Origin of the sequence: Candidatus Chloroploca mongolica (genome assembly GCF_004762035.2) — a bacterium.
GTDB lineage: Bacteria > Chloroflexota > Chloroflexia > Chloroflexales > Chloroflexaceae > Chloroploca > Chloroploca mongolica.
This window is the reverse complement of the sequence record NZ_SIJK02000115.1, coordinates 1-7,057: the sequence shown is the minus strand read 5'-3', so window position 1 is coordinate 7,057 and position 7,057 is coordinate 1. Positions and strand designations below refer to the sequence as shown.

Here is a 7,057-nt window from a genome sequence, read left to right as displayed (position 1 = left end):
GACCCGAGACCCGAGACCCGAGACCCGCCTCCGTGTCCCCCAGACCCGAGACCCGCGACCCGCGACCCGCCGCCTGATCTCCCAGACCCGAGACCCGAGACCCGAGACCCGCCTCCGCATCCCCCAGACCCGAGACCCGCGACCCGCGACCCGCCGCCTGATCTCCCAGACCCGAGACCCGAGACCCGAGACCCGCCTCCGCATCCCCCAGACCCGAGACCCGCGACCCGAGACCCGCCTCCGCATCCCCCCGCCCCAGCCAGGCCACGAGTTGCGCGGCAACGGTCGGGCTGAGCGATGCGGGATCAATGACGTCGGCGAGTTCGATGGCACCCCAGTCCGCTGGGATTGCGGCCAGGAGGAAGACGAGTTGATCTTCACTGAGCGCGGTCACGCCGCTTCCATCCAGCATAACTTCGCGGCGCGCCAGGCGGCCACTCAATTCGTTGATCGCGTTCGGCCCGGCTTTGAGGATGGTTGCCAGTTTGATCCGGTGCTGCATCAGGTTATCCTCTCTCCCATAGGGGTGCTTCGAGTGTTTCAAGAAACGGTGAGGGGGCCGTGGCCGAGCCACAGACCAGCAGCGCACGCATTGCCCGTGTGCATCCGACATAGAAGAGGCGGCGTTGCTCGGCTTCTATCGCGGCGGCCTCTTCTGGGGGAAAGCCGTCACGGTCGTGTGGGAGCCGCCCCGCCTCAAGGCCAACCACGGCGACGATGGGGAATTCGAGGCCTTTCGCTGCGTGGAGTGTGAGCACGTTGACCATCGGAACGGTGAGGTTGATCTGCTTGCCAGACTGAAAAGTTGCGGGCAAGCCCAGGGCATGCAGCTTCTGGGCAAGCGCCTTGCCGCTGTGCTGACTGGGACAGAGCACGGCACCGCTATGGACGGGTAAGCGTAAGCGACGTGCAGCAGCGGTGAAGAAGGCATGGATGGCCTGCGCCTCCTCGTTGGCGTTGCGTACCAAGACGATCCGGGGCACGTCGCCCTGGTGCGTCGATGGCTCCTGGGGAAGCGACTCACGCTCATGATCCGGCATTCCCTCCAGGATGCTGGCACACGCAGCGCTGATCTGCGCCGTATTGCGATAGTTCCGCTTCAACACCAGGGTGCGCCCCACCACGTTGAGGTCAGCGTGGATCTGTTTCCAACTAAAACCGCGCTGGTACAGGGACTGCGCCCCATCGGCGGTCAGGTAGAGGTGCGCAGGCGACGCGACTAGGGCGAGCAGGAACCGTACGGCGCTGGGCGAGAGATCCTGCGCTTCGTCAATCACGAGTGCCTGGTAGGGCTTCGACGTGAGGGTCTGGGCCACTTCGTAGGCCCCGCGCCGGATCTGTTCGTTCAGCACCAACCCTCGCTCACGCATCAACGCACGCCAGTCCCCATAGACGGCCCACAGCGCCTCGCGCACGTTTGGCTTGAGCGGTGTACGCCGTCCGCGCCGTTCGAGGGCCAGGTAGTCGGCACCATGATCAACCCCCCACGCCTCAATCACACTTACGAACTCCTGCAACAGGTAGTCGAGACCGAGCCGTTCGAGGCTTTGCCGCCGCACCTGCTGGTCAAAGACATTGGCCCCTGGGATAGGTGCCGTCGCCAACGCCTCGTGCAGCAGGTCGAGGGCCTGCCCCTCGGTGGCGAAGGTGGGCCAACCCCACCGCCTGGCGTAGAAATGGGCGGCGAGCGCGTCGACGGTACTGACCTTGACGCCGCAGTCAGCCGGGGGCTTGCCGAGCAGATAGGTCAGGAGTTGCTCGGAGTAGCCGACCAGGGCGTTGGTGTACGTCGTGAAAAGGATAGGACTGACGCCCTGGTCGAGCAGCCGCTGGACACGATAAAGGGCGAGGGTTGACTTGCCAGTTCCCGGGCCACCTCTAACGAGCGTGGGGCCGTGCCATGTCTGCGCGACCAGGGCCTGCTGCTCAGGGGTGAGCTGTAACAGAAAGCCGCCCAACTCTTCTTCGGCAAACCGCTCGACGCTCTCGGGGGTTGGCAGAACATACGCAGGCTGCGCGGCGATTGTGCCCAATTCCCGCGGGAAGAGATTATCAAGGATGCGACTCAGAAAACGCTCCGGCATCGCCAGGTCGAGCAGATCGTCCTCAGTCGTCGCGGCCAGCGCCGCCGAACGGTATTCAGCCGGAATCTGCCACTGCGCCAGCAACGCCTCTGTGAGCACGCACGGCAATGGGGCTGGGGGGGGAGGGGTCTTGGGGTTCGGGTCTCGGGTCTCGGGTCTCGGGTCTTGGGGTTCGGGTCTTGGGGTTCGGGTCTTGGGGTTCGGGTCTTTCTCCGAACCTCCGCTGTGCTGGCTTGCCGTCGCCTTTCCGCTTCCGTCCGCCCTTCCGCGCCATCCCCGATCCCCAGTCCCTGATCCCCGATCCTCATGCTCTGATCCCGGCTCCGCACCCCTGATACCCGAGACCCGAGACCCAAGACCCGCCTCCGCCCCCCCGAGACCCGAGACCCGAGACCCAAGACCCGCCTCCGCCCCCCCGAGACCCGAGACCCGAGACCCGAGACCCGCCTCCTGCGGCACCAACGCCTCCTGGTCAGGGCTCATCGTTGGCGGGGCCACCTCGGGGAGCTCAGCGTCATAGGTGCGGTCGTCACGCTTGCGCACACTCAGCAGCTTGATCCAGCCCTGGCCGATGCTATAGAAGATGCGATAGTCGCCGACCCGCGCCCGGTAGACATTGGCGTAGCCCTTGAGTTTCTTGGCATCACCGTGAGCGGAGTGCGGATCGACCCCTAGCACCTTCAATTTCTGGCTGACCAGTTTGCTCACCTGCTTGGGCAGATTCAGCGATTCGTTAAAAAAGGTTGGCGTGAAAGAGAGCTCGTAGCGAGTCATGATCGCTCCTGCCGGTTACGTTGCGGCCATGGTCTCCCGGATCTGCTGGAGGCGTCGAAGCATTTCGGCATGCCATTCGCCAAAGATATATCCCGGCTGCGCAAAGATGGGCAAGAAGGCGAGCAGAGCATCAAGTTGCGCACGACGAAGCGGGGGAGGAAGAGGTGTCATCTGATGGCGCTCCACTTACATGAGTCGGTCGGCCTGCCCTGCATAGGTATCCAGCGAGGTGCGGTGCCAGAGCGCATCGTGCAGCCACGATCCACCGAGGCCAATCGCCAGCAGTCCATCTCGCCGATCAGGGTCGCAGAAGACGAAGTAGAACACGTGTACCCCATTGTGTATCCACGTCATCAGGTCGCTCGGACGAGTGGCTTGCCAGGTTGCCCGGGCCTCACCGCTCTCGGGAAAGAGCGTCACGTAGCGGACGGCGGCATGGGGGCAGCAGAAGATCGCCGGCCCGCAGCGGCTGTGGTCATCTGCATCGGTATCGTGTCCATGGTGGATGCAGGCAGCACCATTGATGAATGGCACCAGCCAATCAGTGTGCCGCCAGTTCGGAGGATACCGGTGGTTCGCCCGTGACGCAGGCGCTCGTGGTGGTGCGGCGCGGCCTTTGCGACGCTTCATAGCCACATTCCTTGATCATATTTGCCCAGCGAAACTGACCCTGGCTCACGGCACCCCATGGTCTGCGGTCGGCATGCGCGTGTTCGGGCAGCCAGGCATGTGATGCAGATACGAACACCGTACATACATCACCGTCGAAAGATAGCTCTATCATAACATAAATGATCCTGTAATCATAGCTTGATCTGATAATAGACTCGGTGGTCAGGGATCGGGGATCGGGGGTCAGGGTTCGGTCGCGTACCACAACTGTGCCTGTCTCACTTGCTTCTTCAACCGCCCACGTACCTGCAACCCTAAACCCTGGCCCCTGAACCGCAAATAAGGTGGCTATTTTGACGCAAAGGCGCAAAGGCGCAAAGGTGTTTGCGTAGGTGAGCGTAACCCTTCGCGTCTTCGCGTCTTCGCGTGAGCTTCTTTGAAAAGTAGTGCCCCTAACCCCTAAATCCAAACCCCCGATACCCAATACCCGATACCCAATACCCAATACTACTACAGTTGTACATCACAATGTTTCGTACATATGTTTGCCACAAAAGAACACAAAGAGCGCAAAAGGTATGCACAGTGGACGGATTGCGGCGGTCTTTTGTGCGTTTTGTGTTCTTTTGTGGCCCATCTGAGGATAGCTAAGCACAACCTACAACTGTAGTGATACCCAATACCCGATACCCCCGACCCCTAAACCCCGATCCCCGACCCCCAAACGTTCTTGTGCTTCCATGCGGTCGGAATGGTACAATAGTGCAGGTGGTGCGTGAGACCAAACCAGAGGAGCCACGGATGCCACGTGTAACCCTAACCAACGACCAGGTTGTGGAACTCGTCCGCCAACTTTCGCCTGACCAGAAACGTGAGGTGCTGCTCGTGCTCGCTGAGGATGCCCAGGCCCTCCGCGCTGAGCGTATGGTGAAGGCCGAAGATCGGCTCCGCGCCCTTGCTTCCGCCCGTGGTCTGGCCTGGGAGAGCCTGGATGAGGATGCCCGCGAGGCGTTCATTGATGATCTGCTCCACGACGATTGTTGATGGTGACCATAGGTAGGTCTCGCCACCAACAGCGTTGTCGCTGCTAGTGGTACAATGATCACCATAGATCGATATACTATCATGAATCTTCCAGTTGTTGTGGTGTTATGATGAGCGATTTTCTGTTTGAATGGGATTTATTCAAGGCAAAGATAAACAGACAAAAACATGGCGTGTCTTTTGAAGAAGCATCAACCGTGTTTGATGATCCACTGGCTGTTATTTTTGATGACGAAGCACACTCGACATACGAGCATAGGGAAATTATTATTGGAACTGGATGATCTTGCGCCAGAGTATCAGTTTGACTATACAAAGGCAAAACCCAATCGTTTTGCGCGTTGGCAGGCCGATGGGAGCCTCGTTGTTGTGCTGGAACCCGATATTGCTCAGGTGTTTCATACGCCGGACGAGGTAAAAAGGGTCCTCCGTGCTCTGATCGCGACCATGCCGCCCGTCCCACCACCACCAGAACCGTGATCGATCTGCGCCACGAGGAACGCTCACCATAACCCTGGGAGGGCTGATGAACCTGAATTTGGAAAGCTACTTTGACCACCTCGCCCCCGATGATATTCGGATCAAAGGGACGCGCATCGGCATTGAGAGTGTGCTCTACGAGTATGTGCATCGGGGCCAGGCGGCTGAGGCGATTGCGGCCCACTTTCCCACCCTGAGCCTCGAACAGGTCTATGCCACCATCCTCTGGTATCTCCGCGACCGCGAGCGGCTGGATCCCTACCTCGCCGATTGGCTCGCGGCCAGTCACGCTGCGCGCGAGGCGCAGGAGCGAAACCCGCCACCGATCGTGTTGAAGCTGCGTCAGCTCAAAGCTGCACGCCTGGCCCCTGCACCGCAAAGAAGGCGGCTCTTTTGACGCAAAGGCGCAAAGGTTTTTGCGTAAGTGAGCGTAACCCTTCGCGTCTTCGCGTGAACTTCTTTGAAAAGTATTGCCCCTAACCCCTAAACCCAACCCCCCGATCCCCGATACCCGATACCCGATCCCCGATCCCCGATACCCGAGGCCCCTAGCCCCTAGCCCCTAGCCCCTAGCCCCTGACCCCCGACCCCCGACCCCTGACCCCTTTCCGCTTTCAAGAGCGCCCCGGCACCCGCGCCCGCACCACTGGCTTGGTCGCCACCGAGACTTTCTGCTCCAACTCGGGGTCGGCGGCGAGCAAGCGGCGCAGCAATTCGTCCGCCGTAAGCTCCGGCTCGCTGACCTCGGCCTGGGCGCCCGCGACAATGACGATCACTGCGGGCGGCGCGGGCGCAGCAGGGGCAGGCGTGGCTGGCTTCGCGGCGGCGCGCTGCTTGAGTCGCTCGGCCAGCGCACCGGCAATCGGCGCAGCCACGCCGGTGATCAGTGCCAGCACGATCTCCTTGTTCGCCGCCGCGCCTTCGGCCACCTGGCGCACGATCTCGTAAACATCGCCGCCCATCGCCCCGGTGTAGGTCGGCTGTGGCTCAAAGCCCTGATCGCGCAGGTCGGTCAAGGCCGCGTCGGCAAGCGCCGTGACCGCCGCAGGGTCGGGCCGGGCCGGGTCGGCGTCAACGAACTCGATCTGAATGGTGAGTTGGTCAGGCATGAGTGGCACCTTTCCCTTATGGATGTGTGCGGTTTCCCCGCGTTTGCTTTCGACGCAGCCGAGACCTGAGCCACGGCCACGCGATACCAATGCTCGCGCCGATAATCTGCGCTAGGTAGATAACGGAAATTGGCAGGTCGCCGAAGAGTTGTCCGGTCAGCCAGAGCAGCATCTGTGCAGCCCCGAGGCCAAGCAGCACACGCAGCAGGATGTGGACGGATCTTGTGGCCAAGTGAAACTTCCAGTAGCCAAGCCAGCCCATACTGAGGATTGCGACTGCGGCAATCAGACCGCTGAGCCACGGCAGCAGGAGCCAGCTCAGACCTGCACACCAGGCAGTATTCTCAACAGCCTCAAAGCGCAAATCGCGCAGGGCCTGCGCTGTTATCTGAGTCGAGCGATGCTGGCGGCCCAGCACGGCGGTTTTGATCGCCAGGGCCTCCTGGAAGGACTGGCGAGCGGCGGGGTAGTCGTCTTCGGCCTGCGCGACGTTGCCCAGTTCGTGCAGGGTGACCGCCGTCTCGCGATGCTGGCGGCCCAGCACGGCGGTTTTGATCGCCAGGGCCTCCGCCAAGTACTGGCGAGCGGCGGGGTAGTCGCCTTCGGCCTGTGCGACCCGGCCCAGTTCGTGCAGGGTGACCGCCGTGTCGCGATGCTGGCGGCCCAGCACCGCCTCGTAGATCGCCAGGGCCTCCTGGAAGCACTGGCGAGCGGCGGGGTAGTCGCCTTCGGCCTGCGCGACGACGCCCAGGTTGTGCAGGGTGAACGCCGTGTCGCGATGCTGGTGGCCCAGTACCGCCTCGTGGATCGCCAGGGCCTCGGTCAACGACTGGCGGGCGGCGGGGTAGTCGCCTTCGGCCTGCGTAACCCGACCTAGCTCGTACAGGGTGACCGCCGTTGAGCGATGCTGGCGGCCCAGCACGGCGGTTTTGATCGCCAGGGCCTCCGCCAAGT

General features: G+C 62.1%; 10 protein-coding genes. 4 read left to right on the top strand and 6 right to left on the bottom strand.

All coding sequences use genetic code 11. From position 1 onward, the window contains the following. From EYB53_RS24705 to EYB53_RS24685, 4 genes are all read right to left on the bottom strand, one after another. The coding region (locus EYB53_RS24705) for a hypothetical protein (RefSeq protein WP_209949643.1) at window positions 1–502 on the bottom strand (502 nt) is incomplete at its 3' end. Between the two features lie 4 nt (window positions 503–506). Beyond that, window positions 507–2,858 (bottom strand): 3'-5' exonuclease, encoded by a 2,352-nt coding sequence (locus EYB53_RS24700; protein WP_254151241.1) that lies wholly within the window; start codon window positions 2,856–2,858, stop codon window positions 507–509. 15 nt (window positions 2,859–2,873) lie between these two features. Next, a complete protein-coding gene (locus tag EYB53_RS24690; RefSeq protein WP_167857614.1) occupies window positions 2,874–3,029 on the bottom strand; it encodes a hypothetical protein in 156 nt (51 codons plus the stop codon). Window positions 3,030–3,044: 15 nt separating this feature from the next. Next, window positions 3,045–3,488 (bottom strand): hypothetical protein, encoded by a 444-nt coding sequence (locus tag EYB53_RS24685; protein WP_135482160.1) that lies wholly within the window; start codon window positions 3,486–3,488, stop codon window positions 3,045–3,047. A gap of 783 nt (window positions 3,489–4,271) precedes the next feature. On the opposite strand from EYB53_RS24685, the gene EYB53_RS24680 reads away from it, so the two are divergent. The 4 genes from EYB53_RS24680 to EYB53_RS24665 all read left to right on the top strand — a co-directional run bounded on the left by EYB53_RS24680 (window position 4,272) and on the right by EYB53_RS24665 (window position 5,391). After that, on the top strand, window positions 4,272–4,514 hold the full coding sequence (locus EYB53_RS24680; protein ID WP_135482158.1) for a hypothetical protein: 243 nt from the start codon (window positions 4,272–4,274) through the stop codon (window positions 4,512–4,514). A 107-nt stretch (window positions 4,515–4,621) separates the two neighbouring features. Then, window positions 4,622–4,798: a BrnT family toxin gene (locus tag EYB53_RS24675; protein ID WP_254151240.1), complete on the top strand. Its 177-nt coding sequence runs from the start codon at window positions 4,622–4,624 to the stop codon at window positions 4,796–4,798. Next, window positions 4,785–4,994, top strand: coding sequence for a hypothetical protein (locus EYB53_RS24670; RefSeq protein ID WP_205712765.1), 210 nt, complete (start codon window positions 4,785–4,787; stop codon window positions 4,992–4,994). The genes EYB53_RS24675 and EYB53_RS24670 overlap by 14 nt, the downstream gene beginning before the upstream one ends. Before the next feature lie 46 nt (window positions 4,995–5,040). Then, on the top strand, window positions 5,041–5,391 hold the full coding sequence (locus tag EYB53_RS24665) for a DUF433 domain-containing protein (RefSeq protein ID WP_205712764.1): 351 nt from the start codon (window positions 5,041–5,043) through the stop codon (window positions 5,389–5,391). A gap of 217 nt (window positions 5,392–5,608) precedes the next feature. Here the strand turns inward: EYB53_RS24665 and EYB53_RS24660 are convergent, their stop codons facing one another. Both EYB53_RS24660 and EYB53_RS24655 read right to left on the bottom strand, forming a co-directional pair. Further along, window positions 5,609–6,103 (bottom strand): hypothetical protein, encoded by a 495-nt coding sequence (locus EYB53_RS24660; RefSeq protein WP_135482162.1) that lies wholly within the window; start codon window positions 6,101–6,103, stop codon window positions 5,609–5,611. A 16-nt stretch (window positions 6,104–6,119) separates the two neighbouring features. Then, window positions 6,120–7,057: tetratricopeptide repeat protein (locus EYB53_RS24655; RefSeq protein WP_135482153.1), on the bottom strand; the 938-nt coding region annotated here is incomplete at its 5' end.

Bases quoted from the DNA above. Each gene is read 5' to 3' on its own strand.
- EYB53_RS24700 (WP_254151241.1), bottom strand. From the start codon at position 2,858: ATGACTCGCTACGAGCTCTCTTTCACGCCAACCTTTTTTAACGAATCG.
- EYB53_RS24690 (WP_167857614.1), bottom strand. From the start codon at position 3,029: ATGACACCTCTTCCTCCCCCGCTTCGTCGTGCGCAACTTGATGCTCTG.
- EYB53_RS24685 (WP_135482160.1), bottom strand. From the start codon at position 3,488: ATGAAGCGTCGCAAAGGCCGCGCCGCACCACCACGAGCGCCTGCGTCA.
- EYB53_RS24680 (WP_135482158.1), top strand. From the start codon at position 4,272: ATGCCACGTGTAACCCTAACCAACGACCAGGTTGTGGAACTCGTCCGC.
- EYB53_RS24675 (WP_254151240.1), top strand. From the start codon at position 4,622: ATGATGAGCGATTTTCTGTTTGAATGGGATTTATTCAAGGCAAAGATA.
- EYB53_RS24665 (WP_205712764.1), top strand. From the start codon at position 5,041: ATGAACCTGAATTTGGAAAGCTACTTTGACCACCTCGCCCCCGATGAT.
- EYB53_RS24660 (WP_135482162.1), bottom strand. From the start codon at position 6,103: ATGCCTGACCAACTCACCATTCAGATCGAGTTCGTTGACGCCGACCCG.